Genomic DNA, 16,225 nt, shown 5'->3' on the forward strand with positions numbered 1-16,225 from the left:
CTGGCGGTTGCGGTACCTTCCCAGCGATCGACCCCGAGCTGAAGAACCCGCGCACCGCGAATTGGAACGTGCATTCATCCTCTTCGATCCGCTTCTGCGAGGTGCACGCTCGTCGTCAAGCCGCCTGTGCCGGCTGTTCTCCTTCCTCGTAGGTAATCCGCAATTCGTCGTTGTCGACGGACACCCCCAGCATGCCGCCTTCCCGGGCTTCACCGCGCAGCAGGGCCCGACCGATCTTGGTCTCGACCTCGTGCGCGATGAAGCGGCGCAGAGGCCTGGCGCCGTAGACAGGATCGAACCCCTGTTCGGCGATGAGCTGGCGAGCATCCTCGGTCACCTGGAGCGTGATCCGCCGTTCCGCCAAACGTCGGCGAAGGTCGTCGAACTGCAGGTCCACGATCTGCTCGATCTCCGGCAGCGACAGCGGCCGGAACAGCACGATGTCGTCGATTCGGTTGAGGAACTCGGGGCGGAAGTGCTGCCGCAACTCCGCCATCACGCGATCACGCGCGTCCGGTTTGATCTCGCCGCCCACGACGCCCTCGAGCAGGTACTCCGACCCGATGTTGGAGGTCATGATGATGACCGTGTTGCGGAAGTCCACGGTGCGCCCCTGGGCGTCGGTGATCCGTCCGTCATCGAGGACCTGGAGCAGCGTGTTGAAGACCTCGGCGTGGGCCTTCTCGATCTCGTCGAACAGGACCACCGAGTAGGGCTTTCGCCGCACGGACTCGGTGAGCTGTCCACCTTCCTCGTACCCGACGTAACCAGGCGGCGCACCGACCAACCGACTGACCGTGTGCCGCTCCTGGTATTCGCTCATGTCGAGACGGATGATGTTCTCCTCGGAGTCGAACAGCGTCGCAGCGAGCGTCTTCGCCAGTTGCGTCTTTCCAACACCGGTGGGGCCCAGGAACACGAACGACCCGATGGGCCGGCGCGGATCCCGGATGCCGGAACGGGCGCGGATGATCGCGTCGGTCACCAGCGACACCGCCTCGTCCTGGCCGATGACCTTCTCGCGCAGGATCTCGTCGAGGCGCAACAGCTTCTCGCGCTCGCCCTCCTGCAGGCGCGCGACCGGAATACCCGTCCACATGGCCACGATCTCGGCGATCTCCTCACCGGTGACCACCTCTCGGAGCAACTGGTGGTCGCCCTGCTTGCTCGCGAGCTGCTCTTCCTCCGCGGCCAACCTCCGCTCCAGTTGAGTGATCTGACCGTACCGCAGTTCGGCCGCGCGGTTGAGGTCGTACCGGCGCTCCGCGTCCTCGGCCTCGCGCCGCAGCTGCTCCAGTTCTTGGCGCAGTTCTTGGACTCGCCTGATGGCCTGCCGCTCCGCTTCCCATTGCGCGTGCTTGGCGTCAGCCTCAGCGCGCAGATCTGCCAGTTCTCGGCGGAGTTCCTCCAGCCTGGATTGGCTGGCCGGGTCGGTTTCCTTCGACAGGGCGGCGTCCTCGATCTCCAAGCGGGTCACGCGGCGGGTGAGCTCGTCGAGTTCGGCGGGCATCGAGTCGATCTCCGTGCGCAGCCGGGAACATGCCTCATCGACTAGATCAATGGCTTTGTCCGGGAGAAAACGATCGCTGATGTAGCGGTGGCTCAACGTCGCAGCCGTCACCAACGCCCCATCCTGGATCTTCACACCGTGGAACACCTCCAGGCGTTCCCGCAGACCGCGCAAGATCGAGATGGTGTCCTCCACGCTCGGCTCGTCGACCATGACGATCTGGAAGCGCCGTTCCAGTGCGGCATCGGTCTCGATGTGCTTGCGGTACTCGTCGAGCGTCGTCGCGCCGATCATGTGGAGTTCGCCTCGCGCAAGCATCGGCTTGAGCATGTTGCCGGCGTCCATCGCACCTTCGGTCGCACCTGCGCCTACGACGGTGTGAAGTTCGTCGACGAAGAGCAGGATGCGCCCCTCGGCGGCCTTGACCTCGTTCAGCACCGCTTTGAGGCGTTCCTCGAACTCGCCCCTGTACTTCGCTCCGGCGACCAGCGACCCCATGTCCAGAGCGAAAACGGTCTTGTCCCGCAACCCCTCGGGGACGTCACCGTGCACGATCCGCTGGGCAAGCCCCTCCACGATCGCCGTCTTGCCGACGCCCGGATCACCGATGAGGACCGGGTTGTTCTTGGACTTGCGGCTCAGTATTTGGATGACGCGGCGGATCTCGGCGTCCCGACCGATGACCGGGTCCAGGATCCCGCGCCGGGCCTCCTCGACCAGGTCCCGGCCGTACTTCTCCAAGGCTTCATACGCGCTCTCCGGGTTCGCCGAGGTGACCCGCTGGCTCCCCCGGATGCGGTTCAGCGCGGAGAGGAACTCCTCCCGAGTGACCCCGTGCCGGGCCAGCTGGCGACCCGAATCGGCGGCAGGCCCCTCGTCGATCAGCGCGAGCGCGAGATGTTCGACCGAGACGTATTCGTCGTTGAGGCGCTTGGCCTCACGATCCGCGGCATCCAGCAACCGGGAGAGTCGCTGCGTGACGTACACCTGCCCCGGTGCGGCACCCGGCCCGGTCACCTTGGCACGGCGCGACAGCGCTTCCCGCACGTCGTCGCGCAATCCCACCAGGTCGCCGCCGCCTTGTTCGACGACCCGCGCCACGACACCGTCGGCCTGGTCCAGCAGCGCGAGCAGCAGGTGTTCACCGTCGACCTCGGTGTGTCCCATTTCCGTCGCCAGGCTCTGCGCGCTCTGCAGCGCCTCCTGGGACTTCTGCGTCAAGCGGTTCATGTCCATCGTGAATCACCTCTGGTACCGGTTCGACCGGCCGCGTGCAGGAGAGCCTCGAGCCGGCTGATCCGTTCGAGCAGGTCCAACACGAGGCCGATCGCGGCGTAGTTCAACGACAAGCCGCACCGAAGGCGCTGGATCCGAGCAAGCGCAGCGGGAGCCTCGGTGTCGAACCACAACCGGCCGTGCACGTCGCGGGAAGCGTCCAACAGGCTCAACGCCACGAAACGGCGGACCAGATCCGGATGCAGGCCGGCTCGCGCAGCTGTCGTCTCCAGGCTCAACCGATGCGGCCGGGCTAGCGGGTACCTGACCGCCCTCCCCTGCGAGCTGGTGCCGCTCGGTGTGGAAGCTGTGCTCATCATCATCTCCGCGGGTCGAAGGTGGATTCCGCCGCGAGCTGTTCGAACAGCTCGCGCTCACGGTTCGTCGGCTTCGGCGGTACCGCGATCCGGACCTCGGCGTAGAGGTCGCCTGGAGATCCGCGTGGGGAAGGCATGCCCTCCCCGTGCAGCCGCAACCGTCTCCCGCTCGACGAACCGGGCGGCACGCGGACCTTCACCTCGCCTCCCGGCGTGGCGAGCGCCACCGTAGCGCCCAGCGCCGCCTCCCAAGGCGCAACCGGTAGATCGACGTAGATGTCCCGCCCGGACACGCGATATCGGCTGTGCGGCGCGAGGCGCACCACGAGGTAGAGATCGCCCGCCCGGAGGTTGCCTCCGCCGCGCGCCCCCTGCCCGGGCACTCGGATGCGTTGGCCCTCCACCACGCCCCGGGGAATCGTCACCTCGAAGCTGCGAGAACCCGATGGACCGGGCAAGGTGATCTGACGCTTGCCGCCGTGGTAGGCCTCCTCAACGGTGAGCTCCAGCTCGGCTTCCTGGTCTGCCCCCGGGATCGGACCGGCGGCGCCCCGCGCGCCGAACAAGCTGCCGAACAAGTCTTCGAAATCGATCCCCCCGAAACCCTCTTCCACGCGCACGCCTGCCCGGCCACGTCCTCGCCCCGCACCCTGGCCGGCTCCGACCCACTCCTCGTAGCCTTCCGGGATGGACCGGAAGTCCGGGCCGAAGCGGTCGTACCGCTTGCGGGTCTCGGGGTCGGACAGCACGCTGTAGGCCTCGTTGATCTCCTTGAAGCGTTCCTCGGCCTCCGGATCGGAGTTGATGTCGGGGTGGTAGCGGCGGGCGAGCCTGCGGTAGGCCTGCTGCACCTCGTCGCTGCTCGCGTTGCGGGACACGCCGAGAACCTCGTAGTAGTCGCGCGCCATGCGACATCACCTCGGCTTCCGGTTCACGGTCCCGACGACCGGCTGATCGCAGGCCTCGCCGTACCCCGGGCGCCACACGTGCGCGACCTCGCCGGGTTCAGCGTTCGGTGCCTCCGCGGCGTCGTTCACCTCCTGGTACCTCGGGTCGAACAGAACACCGACCCCGCCCTGGCGTCGGCGTTCGAGCTGCACCGTCAGGCTCACCGCCTGCTGGTTGGCTGCTCGCACCCCGTCGATCATCGAACTCGGCTCAACGTCGACATGCCCCAACTCCCAGTGGTGCAACCAGGCCGCCGTGACCTCGAGCCGGCCTTCCGCCCAGCCCCTCTCCAGCTCGTAAGCGTGGGGCTCGCGCAGGTCGTCGCGGTCAGCGAAAGTACGGTGGAACCCGTAAGAGGACGCGGTCATCACACGCGTCACATCCGTTCGAAGTCGGCGTCGACCACGTCGTCGTCGCCGCCCGACTGCGTCCCGCTGCCGGAGCCGGCGCCCCCTGCAGCGGTCTGCGCGGCCAACCCCTGGTACATCTGCCGGAGGTCGTCCGTCAGCGGACGAACCCGGTCGGGCGGCGCCTCGTTCTGCACCGCCTCACGTGCCTCGTTGATCAGCATCTCCGCGCGAGCCCGCTCGTTCGACGGGGCCGCGTCACCGAGCTCATCGAGTCGCTTCTCGACCTGGTAAGCCGCCGAGTCGAGTTCGTTGCGGGCCTCGACCGCTGCACGCAGCCGCTCGTCCTCGGAGCGGTTGCGCTCGGCCTCGGCAACCATGCGCTCGACTTCGCTCTTGTCGAGGTTGGAGCTGTCGCTGATGGTGATGCTTTGCTCCGCTCCGGTGTCCTTGTCCCGCGCGGTCACGCTGAGTATGCCGTTGGCGTCGACGTCGAAGGTGACCTCGATCTGCGGCTCCCCTCGCGGCGCCGGACGGATGTTCTCCAACCGGAACCGCCCGAGAACGCGGTTGTCGGCCGCGCGTTCACGCTCTCCCTGGAGCACAACGACGTCCACGGCGGACTGGTTGTCTTCCGCGGTCGAGAACACCTCGGTGCGGCGCGCCGGGATCGTGGTGTTGCGCTCGATCAGCTTGGTCATCACCCCACCGCGAGTCTCCACGCCCAGCGACAGCGGTGTGACGTCGAGCAGCAGCACGTCCTGCACGTCTCCCTTGAGCACGCCCGCCTGCACCGCAGCCCCCAGCGCGACGACCTCGTCCGGGTTGACGCTCATGTTGGGTTCCTTGCCGCCGGTCAGCTTCCGCACCAGCGATTGCACGGCCGGAATCCGAGTTGAGCCGCCGACCAGGATGACCTCGTCGATGTCGTTCTCGCTGATCTTCGCGTCGCCCATCGCTTGCTTTACCGGGTCCAGGCACCGGTCGATGAGATCGCTGGTCAGCTTTTCGAACGTGGACCGCATGATCGAGGTCTGCAGGTGCTTCGGTCCCGAGGCGTCAGCAGTGATGAACGGCAGACTCACCTGCGTCTGCGACACCGAGCTCAACTCGACCTTGGCCTTCTCCGCCGCCTCGAAGAGCCGTTGCAACGCCTGCGGATCGTTGCGCAGGTCGATCCCGTTGTCCCGCTGGAAGTCGTCAGCCAGGTGGTCGACCAGCCTCCGGTCGAAGTCGTCACCGCCGAGGTGGCCATCACCGGCGGTGGAGCGGACCTCCACCACCCCGTCACCGACGTCGAGGATGCTGACGTCGAAGGTGCCACCACCCAGGTCGAACACCAGCACCGTCTCGTGATTTCGCTTGTCCATGCCGTAAGCCAGCGCAGCAGCCGTCGGCTCGTTGATGATTCGCAAAACCTCAAGTCCCGCGATCCGACCCGCGTCCTTGGTCGCGGTGCGCTGTGCGTCGTTGAAATAGGCGGGCACTGTGATGACAGCCTCCGTCACGCGCTCGCCCAACGACTTACCTGCGTCGTCGGCAAGCTTGCGCAGCACCTGGGCGCTGATCTCCTCCGGCGCGTACTGCTTGCCCCGAACCCCGAAGCGGGTGTTGCCGTCCTCGTCGGGGACGACGTCGAAGCCGACCGCGTCGGCCTCGCTCGTCACCTCCTCGTACCGGCGTCCGATGAACCGCTTCGAGGAGTAGATGGTTCCCTTGGGGTTCAAGATCGCTTGACGGCGTGCCAGCTGCCCCACAAGCCGCTCCCCGGAATCGGTGAAGGCGACCACCGACGGCGTGGTTCGGGAGCCTTCGACGTTCGGAATGACTGAGGGCTCACCGCCCTCCCACACAGCGATCACCGAGTTCGTCGTACCCAAGTCGATACCGACTGCTTTAGCCATGAGTAGCTCCTGTCAAACGAAAGCAGATCGAGAAGCACTGCCGATCGCGCTTGCTCGCCTCAGCCGCCGGAAATTCGCAGCATCAGCACGCCAACTTCGCGGTAGCGGAGATTCTCGGGATCGAGGTTCTCGCCCAGGAACGGTTGGGCCGAAGCCGCCCTGCGGGCCCTCATCCACGATCACTTCATCGCCTTCCGGCGCACTGGACGCCCCACAACGCGGACGTTCACCCCAGGACGTTCGACCGCCACGTCCACGTCGTCGTGGGACACACCTGGAACGCCCCACGCGCCGAAGAACCCCACCATTCCGGCGGAAGGCCTTCATGGGCGTGGGCCGCTGCCACGCGCGCGCACCACGGAACGGTTGTGCGACCTCCCTGGCCCACTCGTGGAACGAGTCGGACCGATTCAGCGTCATCGCGGTACTCCTCGATCGGACTGGAGCGGGGGCAACACCATTTCCGGACCTGCCGACTCCGCCAGGCACAGTCCACAGACACTTGTCGGCGGCCGATCGGGAAGTTCGACGTGCAAGCCCGTCCAGGAGCTGTCGAACTCGCCTGGTCCGCTGCGTTCAGTTTGCCGCTCACGCAGACGCGGCGCGTCCATCCCCGGAGACAAAATCCCCGCCAGGGTTCGGCCTGTCGAAGCAACCGCTCGGCCGGGCGCCACCCCTCAGTGCGGCGCCCAACGCCGTCGTGAACGAGTTGTGAGACCCGAACCAGCGCGTAACGTGGCGGGACGTAGGAGAAGCCGTCGGGGGGGCTCCCATGGAAGACCCGAACATCCCTGCAGAACCACGGGACAGCAGTAGTCGGGCGATAGGGACCGGTTCCGGCTTCGACTGCCTGTTCCAGCTCTCGATAAGGATGTTCCAACGCCGTGATCAGGCGGAAATCCTGCGGTTGGCGATGGAGTCGGTGCCTACCCTCGGCCCCTACCGAGCCCTGTCCGCCTACCTGCAACGTGATCAGAAAATGATCGAGTTCGTCGGCGACGAGCACGGTCCGCCCAGCGAGCTGGTCGAACAGCTCGGCGCCCTGGACGACGAGGACGGCTCCGTCGCGGTACCAGGGGCGACATGGGCGCGGGCCTTCTGCCTGAAGGACTCGGGTGGAAGGAGCGGCTATCTCGTGGTCACGGCGAAGGCCGCGCCAGGCCTCGACGAGCTGTTGCTGCTCAGCGCTCTCGCTCAACAAACGGGTGCAGCCGTGGCGAACGCGTGGTTGCACCAGAGCGAACGCGAGCACTCATTGCAACTAGGCCGGCTGAGCGATGAACTCTCGGTGATGAACCAGCGTCTCCAAGAGGCGGTCGCAGACATGCAGCACCGCCAGACCATCCATGACGCCTTCACGCACATCGTGGCTTCTGACGGCCGCGAGCACGAGATCGCGACCACCGTGCACGAGCTGACCGGATGCGCCGTCGGCATCGAGGACCGCTTCGGCAACTTGCTGGCATGGGCGGGTCCTGGGAGACCCGATCCGTACCCGAAACCGGACGCGCGGCGGGAAGAAGTTCTCCAACAAGCGGCCATCTGTGACGGACTGACCCGTGATCGAGGCTGCGTTGTTGCCTTGGCACGATCACGGCACGAGATCCTGGGGGTCGTCGTCCTGGTCGTTCCAGGCCCCACGGTCCGACCCGACGTGAGGTACACCCTGCAGCACGCGGCCATGGCCCTTGGACTGCGCCTGAGTCACGACCGGAACCTGGCCGAGATCGAGCTCCGGTTGCGACGTGATCTCGTCGAAGACCTCATCGCCGGCACGAACGATCCGAGCGTCTTCGCCCGGTCCGAGGCGGTGGGGCACAACCTCCACGCCCCGCATCACGCCGTGGCCATGCGGTGGCCCGGTCGACGCACCGAGGAAAAACTCGCGGCTGCTGCCCGGAAGGCCTCGCGGAAGTTGGGCATGTCCATCCTCCTGGCACGCCGGCCTGGGATGGTGGTCTTGTTCAGCTGCGGCCAACCCGACTCCAGCTTCTTCCGCGCAGTGGCGGACGGAATGGGCACTGACCGTGGAGCGATCGGAGTGGGGGGCCGCTGCGAGTCGCCGGAGAATTTCGCGCGGTCGTTCCAGGAGGCGTTGCGTTCCCTTCGGATCCGACAACAGTCGAGGCTGAGCAACGGAATCACCTTCTTCGACGAACTTGGCATCTACCGCATCCTCGGTGAAGGCGACGGAGGTGCCAGCATCGAAGCGTTCGTCCAAGAGTGGATCGGCTCCCTCCTGGAATACGACCGCAGGCACCACTCGAACCTGGTACGTACGCTGTCGCAGTACCTCGAATGCGGTGGGAACTACAACGCCACGGCCAACGGGCTTGTCATCCATCGGAGCACCCTCCGATACCGCCTTCGTCGAATCCGGGAGATTTCGCGCATCGACATCAACGAGGTTGACAACCGTCTCAACCTCCACGTTGCTACCCGCGCGTGGCGAATTCTCGACGCGACTTAAGCGCCGGGAATGTCGCAAGAAGCCTTTCCGTGCTGTCGAAGATCAACGTGTTCTCCCTGGCTCAGGAGGCGCTGGCGCCGATCCCCTGCTCGACCCACTCGCGCAGAGCCTGCTCGGGCAACGCCCCGGCCTGGCGTGCGATGACCCTGCCTTTGTCGAGCATGAGCAGAGTCGGGACGGCCTGCACGGTGAACCGCTGCGAGGTCTTCGGGGCAGCGTCGACGTTGACCTTCACGAGCTTCAGCCGGCCGGCGTGCTCTTTGGCCACCTTCTCCAGAGCCGGGCTGACCATCCTGCACGGCCCGCACCACGGCGCCCACAGGTCGGCCAGCACGACCAGGGACGACTTCTCAGCAACTTCCGCGAAGTCGGCGTCCCCGGCCTCAACGATCCACGGGATCGGCCGATGACATTGACCGCATGTAGGCCGCCCCTCGCCCACCGGCGGTATCCGGTTGACGCGTCCACAATGTTCGCATCGGATCTTCTGCGGTTCCATGCTGTCCCCAAGCTCCCTCGCATCTGCGCCGGAAGCGCATGCCAGCACGAGTTTGCCCCTTGCTGAACCGACGTTCCAGCGCTCCGCAGGACCAAATCCGCTGCCGAGAACCAGCCCGGTGAAACGAACGCAACCTGCTCACCCCCCACGGCGAAGGCGTCCACGAGCAGCGCGCAGCTTGCGGCGCAGCCGGGAGAACGTGGGCCGGAGGAGGTGCAACCGACCGGCCGGTGTCGTCGAGACGGCGGTCCTGTGCGCACCGCCGACCGGATCGATCTCAGCGAGGATCCGGGAAAGGTCGGCCAGTACGCTGCCGACGACCAGCCAGCTCGTGGTCGTCGAGCCGACGGTGTCCCCGCCGTGCGCAGCCATGTGCTGGCTCAGCGAGGCCAGTTGCGCACGCGCTTCTTCGATGGCATGGATCAGCTGCTGCCGGGGCGGCTCCTCGCCCGGTCGTTCAGAAGCATCGGGGTCGTCGGCAACCAGGGCCCGTGACCATGTGTCGACCCCGTTGCCGATGCTGGTCACCACTTTCCCGACCCTCGCGGCGACGACCGTGTCCCAGTCGGCGCCAGCGCGACCTTCTCCGATGTCGGCCAACGCTCGGGCGATTCCACTGGTCTGGTCGACGATGTGGTCGACCGCTTCGGTCGCTGCTTTCGCCCTCACCAGCAGTGCCGCTGGAGCAGGCTTGCGGGCGGGGCTCACGAATACGCTGCGGCGCGGGTTGTAGCGCAGGCTCTCGGAGGCACGGTCCAGCTGTTGCCGGATTTCGGCCACCTGGTCGTGGAAGTCCCGAGCGGTCCACAACAACTCCTTGGTTCTCGCAGGCGCGAACACCACATCCTCACGGGAGAGCTGCTCGCCGATGTCAACCAGCAGTCGACTGAGCTTCCGCGCCATCGCGGCGAGTGAGTCACGCGCAGCGTGCACATGCACAGGCGGAGCGATCAGCGCGTTGACCAACACCCCGACGAGCGCTCCCAGCAGCGTCTCGTAGACCCGTTCCTGGGCGTAACCCGGCACTGCGTCGCCTATCGCCATCACGAGCAGGGCGCTTACCGCGACTTGGCTCGTTTGACCGCCGAGCCTGGCCATCCGACCCACCACGAGCGCCAGCAGGAGCACGAACGTCAGGCTCCAAGCGTTGAGGCCCAGCGACCGCCCGAGCGCTAGAGCGAGCAGGACGCCCAACACGACACCCACGACCCTGCGCAGCCCGGACTGGAGGGTCTGGTAGATCGTGGCCTCCACGACGAGCACCGCAGCCAGCGGCGCCAGCACCGGGTTGGGTGCGCCGGTGACCTGACCGCCCACCGCCCAGGCGATGCCCGCTGCGGCGGCCGTCTTGGAGATCAGCACCAAGTCGCCTTCCGAGGTCGGGCCAGACCCGATCAGCGTTGCTCCGAAGGCCTTCACCCGCTCCAAGGCCGAAGACCACCTTCTCCTAGTATCACCAGCGTCGCGGAATCGGTCGCCGACGTGCTCCGCGTCCGGCGTCCCGGGTCGTCGGGCTGACACCGCCACCACCACTCCCAGTATCGTCAGCGAACGGCGTCTCCGCGCCGGTGCTGAGCAGCCCTGCCATGATCACGACGACGCTGGTTGCGATGCTGGCACCCGCAACGAACGGGTGGTGCCCACCGGGCGATCCAGGTGTTCGTGCACGAAGCGGACGGCCATGGCACCCTCGCCCACCGCCGAGGCGACACGCCTGGTGGACCCGCTGCGCACATCCCCCGCGGCGAACACCCCGGGCAGGCTGGTCTCGAGCAAGTACGGCGGGCGACCCGCGTACTGCCACAAGTCCGTCACCCCCATGACATCGGACCCGGTGAGGACGGAACCGCGTTCGTCGAGGGTGATCGCGTGGTTGAGCCACCGCGTGCACGGCGTCGCACCTATGAAGACGAACAGAGCGCGTGTCGGCACCGTTCGCCGCGTCCCGTCCCGGATGTCCTTCACGACCAGCGAGTCGAGCCTCCTGGTGCCGTTCACCCGGCACACCTCGCTGTGCCTCATCACCTCCACACGGGGGTGGTTCTCGACCTGTTCCACGAGGTACCGGGACATGTTCTCGCCGAGGTCGGCTTCGCGGACCACGAGGTGCACGCGCTCCGCGTGCCCGGCGAGGAAGACCGTCGCCTGCCCTGCGGAATTGCCTCCGCCGACAACCACCACGGGATCGGATCGAAACATCCTCACCTCGTGCAACGTGGCGGCGTAGTACACGCCCGCTCCCTCGAACGGCCCGATCCCCGGGACCTGGAGCCGACGGTAGTGAACGCCGGTTGCGAGCAAGACCGCACGACACGTCACGTCGCGCCCCTCTTCGACGCCAATGGCGTAATGACCGTCTCGCACGCTCAGGGATTTCGCCGCGACAGGAACGTTGACGTGAGCGCCGAACTTGTCCGCCTGCAGAACAGCTCGTTCAGCAAGCTCCGCGCCTGAAATACCCGCGGGGAAGCCGAGGTAGTTCTCGATCCGCGATGAGGTTCCCGCCTGCCCGCCGGTGGCAAGACTTTCGAGCACGGTCGTGTTCAGTCCTTCGGAGGCACCGTAGACGGCGGCGGCAAGGCCGGCCGGACCCGCGCCGACGACCGCCAGGTCGCAGGAGATGTCCTCAGAGGTGTTGCGTCCCGAGCCAAGGGCTTCGGCCAATTCGGCGTTGCTCGGGTTACGCAGGACGACGTTCTCGTGGAGGATGACAACTGGCGTTTCCGAGGGCGCGACGCCGAACCGCCGCAGCACTTGCTCCGCGTGCTCGTCCTGCTCGACGTCGGTCCACCGGTACGGCAGGCGGTTGCGCGCCGCGAACTCGCACAGCCGCCGTGCATCCGGGGAGTAGCAGGAGCCGACGATGCGGAAACCGACTCCGAGGCCGATCAGCAGCGAGCGCCGGATCAGGTACGCCCGCAGGATCAGGTCTCCGAGCACCGCGTCCTGCTGCACCACCTCCCGCAGCCAGTCCACCGGGACCGCGAGGACCTCGCCAGGTTCCGCGACCACGGCGGTGAGCGGCGATGCTTGTCGCGCCAACAATCCCAGCTCACCGAGGAAACGGCCGGCACCGTGCACTCGGAGGACGTGCTCCTCCCGTCCGCCGTACCCTTCGACGACCGCGACCTTGCCAGCGAGGATTACGAAGAACTCGTGGACGCGCTGTCCTTCCTCGAAGAGCACGTCACCGCGCTGGGTTGGTCTGCGCTCGCTGCGGGTAGCGAGGCGGGCGATCTGCTCGTCGCTCAGCCGCGGGTACGCTCCGTGCAGGTCTGGTGTCTCCGCTGCAACATCGATGTTCATGGTCCCCCCGCTGCCGATCCTCGATCAGACGAATGTCGTGTCGACACAACACCAGCACCGGACCTCACCGGGCTCCGCCCAGACGAGGAGTACGCCCTCGGACGATGAGCGTGCCCGCCTCAGGCGCGTGCTGGGATCACCGGGGCCGACCTGCGTGCGATCAAGCGCAGCCGGAGATCCACCCGCAGCGATGTGACTCGCAAGCATTCCTCGCAACTTCCACTACTTCGTCCGACCACCGGTCGTACGTGCACAACAGGTTCATCCGCAGCCGGCTCTGAGGGCGGTCGTCCCCGCGGAGTTGAACTGACCGTCGCAACCATCGTGCCGACCACCGCACTACCCGACCTCGGCCCCGCAGTTCCAAGAACGCCTCCGCTGACTGTCACTGCAGGTCGATACGGGCACGTTCCGAGTCCTACGTGCCAGCCACCAGGGACAGCTCGGACAAGCCCTGCAACTCAGTCCCGCTTTCGCCTCGGCGCAGGCCTCGAATCCGCCGCCACCGCATGGGCACGCCTTCAAGCCGCCTGGTCATCCCACCCCTCGACCCGTACCCCGAAACGTTCTGCGGGACGAGCCAGGCACCGACCTACTCCGCTGCGCTCGAACCCCAGCTTCCCTTCGGCCGGGCGCCCACGTCGAAAATTCTGCGGTGCCGCCGCGCCGTGCGAGGCTCAGGCACTTCTGCCAACCCCTGCGGGCATCGCAACGCCGCCCACGACGCGGCCTCAGACCCCGTCTCCTCCAGGGCGGCGCGGTAGAGCGTGAAGACCTCCGACAGCGGCTCGTCCTCCATGGCGTGAAGCATGTTCGGCTCGAGGCCCATCAGCTCGAAGACGCCGTTGCGCGCAACCACCTCCGCCTCGACCCGACGCAGCACACCGAGGAGGTTCTCGTCCAGGCTCGTGACGCGCGACAGGTCCACCACCACGTGGTGTGCTCCGGCGTTGTGCAGCCCTGTGAGGTGCGCCGCCAGCTGCCGCGCAGCCCTGAGGTCGACGGGACCGCTGACCGTCACCACGGTGTAATGGGCACCGCGCTGCACCGAGTTGATCGTCATGTCCTCCTCATCGGCGGCGACCACAGAAGCACGTCCGACCAAGTCCTCCAGTACGGCGAGCGCAGCGCGGCGCCACAGGTCGGGATGCAGGCTGGTTGGTCGCACCAGCGGTTCGCTTGCCATGTCCGGGCGCAAGGGTCGTCGAGTGACCATGAGCACGATCGTCCTCCACAGCTCTCACGATCACTTCGACTTGGGAGAAGCAATTTTCCTCCCCCTGCCTGCCCCCGCGGGACGATCCGCCAAAGATCAGGCGGTCCGGAGCGTGATCGCGGACGACATCATCGTGTTCGTGGGAGGTGACTCTTGCCGCGGTGGTCCTGGTCGTTCCTCTGGCCTCAGCACTCCAGAACGCCGGCCCTCCGGGCGGGGTGCGTCCATGGCGTTATCGAGTCGCTGGGACACTTCGTGATGGGTCTAGAAGCGTTCGTCACGCTCCGCCTTCCGGCGTTCCTGTCTGTCGAAACACTGACTCCAGCACGACCGTCCCACCACGGGATGGGATTACATCGACCCGACCTCGTCAGCCCCGAAGCGGGCGAAGGCTTCACGCGCGACCTGTTCAGCGAACGCCCGGTCCTGCCACCCCCGCACCTCGGAGCACTTGCCAGGCTCGATCTCCTTGTACACCGCGAAGAAGTGAGCGATCTCTTCGACCAGGTGCCACGGCAGGTCCCCGAGCTCTTCGACGTGCTGCTGGCGTGGGTCGTTCCCAGGGACGCACAGCAGTTTCGCGTCCGGGCCGTTCTGGTCACGCATCCAGAACACCCCGACGACTCGCGAGGTGATGTGACAGCCCGGGAAGGTTCGCTCCGCGGCCAGCACGAGCGCATCCAGTGGTTCGTCGTCCTCAGCAAGGGTGTTCGGTACGAATCCGTACTCCGCCGGGTACTGCATGGCGGTGAACAGCGTCCGGTCCAAGCGGATCCGACCGAGCCCCTGATCCATCTCGTACTTGTTGCGAGAATCCATCGGTGTTTCCACTACGACGTCGAGTTCCATGATGCCTCCCGACGGTGCAAGTCGGCTCGCGCCCTTCAGGAAACGCTGTCCGGGATCCAGACGCAACGACGTCGTACTTCGCACCAACTAGCAGCCGTTGGTGCCCGCGACGATCCGGGTGGAACCAGGTAAGGGCTTCGCGTGGGCTGTCCTGATGGTGAAGCGGTCGGGGTCGACGCCCAGCGCGCAGTCGGCGCGCTACCCCCTCGGTAGGCAACTGGGCTGCGCGACTTCGAAGCCTTAGCAATGCTCCGTTCGCCGGCGCATCCCCTCCCCCAGTGAGCGAGGATTTCTACAACAACAAGACCCACGCCCAAAACCACGAATCGGCACCCAGCAGGAGTCGCGGTGCTCCGAAGACACTTCATCCCGGCGGCCCAATCGCAGCACGGATTTCGTCCCCCGGTGCGCACGCGCTGACCGGCCAAGGTTTGACATGGTGTCGGGAGTCGGCTCGGAATCGCCGTCCCAGCCCGACGCTTCCTCCGACAGAGATGTTCGCTGCACGTCGCTGTGAGCGAATGATCCCCGCCTGGCAGCGCGTCGAGGTTGCCAACCTTACGCGCGGGCCGAGATCAAGGAGTCGACGATGACCCAACAACCGCCCTCCCCAGATGCCGGGGAGTCCTCACCCGTCGACAAACCGGCACGCAGACCGGCGGCCTCGTACGCCACGTACGGGGAAGCTGAGAACGCGGTGGACTACCTCGCCGACCAGCAGTTCCCGGTGGAACGGGTCGCGATCGTAGGTCACGACGTCAAGCTCGTCGAACAGGTGGTCGGCCGGATGAGCTACGGGCGGGCCGCGCTGCACGGCGCTAGCAGCGGTGCGGTGACCGGCGTGCTGATCGGCTGGATCTTTGGTTTGCTCAGTTGGATTGAGCCGCTGTTGACCAGCCTGACGCTGGCCGTGTACGGACTCGTATTCGGCGCCATCGTCGGAGCCGTGATCAGCTTGGTGACCTACGCTCTGCAAGGTGGACGCAGAGATTTCACCGCGGTGCAGCACATGGTGCCGAGCCGGTACGAGGTCCTCGTCGACACCGAAGTCGCTGACGAAGCCGCTCGGCTCCTCCAGCAGCGGGAAGGCACGTCGGGTGATGTCACGGGCCCACCGTCCTGACTGAACCACTTCGTCGCTGGCGTACGCGACTCGCCGCGGAACCAGCCAGCCAAACGCCCCTATCGACCGGTCCTCGGCCAGCTGCTGATCGATCTGGCGATCAAACCCCGAACTTGTGCGCAGTTCCCGCAACAACACCGCTGTCTCGCCCTCGAACCTCAGGTGGTCGAGCAATCGGCGAAACGATGCAGACACGCCAAGACTCCGGCTGCCCGGGCTGTTGACCGACACATCGTGTCTTCGCCGCGCAGGCGCTAGGTGTTCGCGACAGCCCACGTGCCGGTCAGCGCTGATCGTCAACGACTCGCCACGTTGCCGCCCCGGGTAGTCACGACTCGCCAACGACGTGCAGATCGGCTCCTGGCGCGCTAGGAGCTGTTTAGGAACCGATCTTGGTGAGGCTGCGGAGCCAGATGTCGATGGTGGCGACGTGCACGGTGGCTTCGTAGCGGAGGGCGAGT

The 16,225-nt window shown here is 66.4% G+C and carries 12 protein-coding genes; 2 read left to right on the forward strand and 10 right to left on the reverse strand.

Features of this window, described 5'->3' with window-relative positions:
- Positions 1 to 115 precede the first annotated feature (115 nt).
- From clpB to dnaK, 5 genes are read right to left on the reverse strand one after another with little or no spacing between them, the layout of a single operon-like run.
- Positions 116 to 2,746, reverse strand: coding sequence for an ATP-dependent chaperone ClpB (gene clpB / locus EIL87_RS10350; protein ID WP_125089993.1), 2,631 nt, complete (start codon positions 2,744 to 2,746; stop codon positions 116 to 118).
- Positions 2,737 to 3,108 (reverse strand): chaperone modulator CbpM, encoded by a 372-nt coding sequence (locus EIL87_RS10355; protein ID WP_325049439.1) that lies wholly within the window; start codon positions 3,106 to 3,108, stop codon positions 2,737 to 2,739. Before EIL87_RS10355 ends, clpB begins: the two co-directional genes overlap by 10 nt.
- Positions 3,105 to 4,010 carry a DnaJ C-terminal domain-containing protein gene (locus EIL87_RS10360; RefSeq protein ID WP_125089995.1) on the reverse strand — a complete coding sequence of 302 codons (906 nt, stop codon included), beginning with the start codon at positions 4,008 to 4,010 and terminating at the stop codon, positions 3,105 to 3,107. Before EIL87_RS10360 ends, EIL87_RS10355 begins: the two co-directional genes overlap by 4 nt.
- A 6-nt stretch (positions 4,011 to 4,016) precedes the next feature.
- On the reverse strand, positions 4,017 to 4,418 hold the full coding sequence (locus tag EIL87_RS10365; protein WP_125089996.1) for a nucleotide exchange factor GrpE: 402 nt from the start codon (positions 4,416 to 4,418) through the stop codon (positions 4,017 to 4,019).
- Positions 4,419 to 4,426: 8 nt separating this feature from the next.
- On the reverse strand, positions 4,427 to 6,301 hold the full coding sequence (gene dnaK, locus EIL87_RS10370) for a molecular chaperone DnaK (protein WP_125089997.1): 1,875 nt from the start codon (positions 6,299 to 6,301) through the stop codon (positions 4,427 to 4,429).
- Between the two features lie 772 nt (positions 6,302 to 7,073).
- Between dnaK and EIL87_RS10375 the strand changes: the two genes are divergently transcribed.
- Positions 7,074 to 8,771: a PucR family transcriptional regulator gene (locus EIL87_RS10375; RefSeq protein ID WP_125089998.1), complete on the forward strand. Its 1,698-nt coding sequence runs from the start codon at positions 7,074 to 7,076 to the stop codon at positions 8,769 to 8,771.
- A 61-nt stretch (positions 8,772 to 8,832) separates the two neighbouring features.
- On the opposite strand, the gene trxA is transcribed toward EIL87_RS10375, so the two are convergent.
- The 5 genes from trxA to EIL87_RS10400 form a co-directional block, all read right to left on the reverse strand.
- On the reverse strand, positions 8,833 to 9,213 hold the full coding sequence (gene trxA / locus EIL87_RS10380; protein WP_233576145.1) for a thioredoxin: 381 nt from the start codon (positions 9,211 to 9,213) through the stop codon (positions 8,833 to 8,835).
- A gap of 195 nt (positions 9,214 to 9,408) precedes the next feature.
- Entirely contained in the window at positions 9,409 to 10,689 is a 1,281-nt protein-coding gene (locus tag EIL87_RS10385) for an FUSC family protein (RefSeq protein ID WP_233576160.1), read from the reverse strand.
- A 171-nt stretch (positions 10,690 to 10,860) separates the two neighbouring features.
- On the reverse strand, positions 10,861 to 12,576 hold the full coding sequence (locus EIL87_RS10390; RefSeq protein ID WP_125090001.1) for an FAD-dependent oxidoreductase: 1,716 nt from the start codon (positions 12,574 to 12,576) through the stop codon (positions 10,861 to 10,863).
- A gap of 592 nt (positions 12,577 to 13,168) precedes the next feature.
- Positions 13,169 to 13,792 (reverse strand): STAS domain-containing protein, encoded by a 624-nt coding sequence (locus EIL87_RS10395; RefSeq protein WP_233576161.1) that lies wholly within the window; start codon positions 13,790 to 13,792, stop codon positions 13,169 to 13,171.
- A gap of 351 nt (positions 13,793 to 14,143) precedes the next feature.
- On the reverse strand, positions 14,144 to 14,641 hold the full coding sequence (locus tag EIL87_RS10400) for an inorganic diphosphatase (protein ID WP_125090002.1): 498 nt from the start codon (positions 14,639 to 14,641) through the stop codon (positions 14,144 to 14,146).
- A 697-nt stretch (positions 14,642 to 15,338) separates the two neighbouring features.
- Between EIL87_RS10400 and EIL87_RS10405 the strand changes: the two genes are divergently transcribed.
- Positions 15,339 to 15,764, forward strand: a complete 426-nt coding sequence (locus EIL87_RS10405; protein WP_233576147.1) for a general stress protein — start codon at positions 15,339 to 15,341, stop codon at positions 15,762 to 15,764.
- Positions 15,765 to 16,225 lie beyond the last annotated feature (461 nt).

Origin of the sequence: Saccharopolyspora rhizosphaerae, from assembly GCF_003931915.1 — a bacterium.
Classification (GTDB): domain Bacteria; phylum Actinomycetota; class Actinomycetes; order Mycobacteriales; family Pseudonocardiaceae; genus Saccharopolyspora; species Saccharopolyspora rhizosphaerae.

Coding starts and splice junctions, on each gene's coding strand:
- clpB (WP_125089993.1), bottom strand. CDS start 2,746: ATGGACATGAACCGCTTGACGCAGAAGTCCCAGGAGGCGCTGCAGAGC.
- EIL87_RS10360 (WP_125089995.1), bottom strand. CDS start 4,010: ATGGCGCGCGACTACTACGAGGTTCTCGGCGTGTCCCGCAACGCGAGC.
- EIL87_RS10355 (WP_325049439.1), bottom strand. CDS start 3,108: ATGATGATGAGCACAGCTTCCACACCGAGCGGCACCAGCTCGCAGGGG.
- EIL87_RS10395 (WP_233576161.1), bottom strand. CDS start 13,792: ATGGTCACTCGACGACCCTTGCGCCCGGACATGGCAAGCGAACCGCTG.
- EIL87_RS10365 (WP_125089996.1), bottom strand. CDS start 4,418: ATGACCGCGTCCTCTTACGGGTTCCACCGTACTTTCGCTGACCGCGAC.
- dnaK (WP_125089997.1), bottom strand. CDS start 6,301: ATGGCTAAAGCAGTCGGTATCGACTTGGGTACGACGAACTCGGTGATC.
- EIL87_RS10375 (WP_125089998.1), top strand. CDS start 7,074: ATGGAAGACCCGAACATCCCTGCAGAACCACGGGACAGCAGTAGTCGG.
- EIL87_RS10400 (WP_125090002.1), bottom strand. CDS start 14,641: ATGGAACTCGACGTCGTAGTGGAAACACCGATGGATTCTCGCAACAAG.
- EIL87_RS10390 (WP_125090001.1), bottom strand. CDS start 12,576: ATGAACATCGATGTTGCAGCGGAGACACCAGACCTGCACGGAGCGTAC.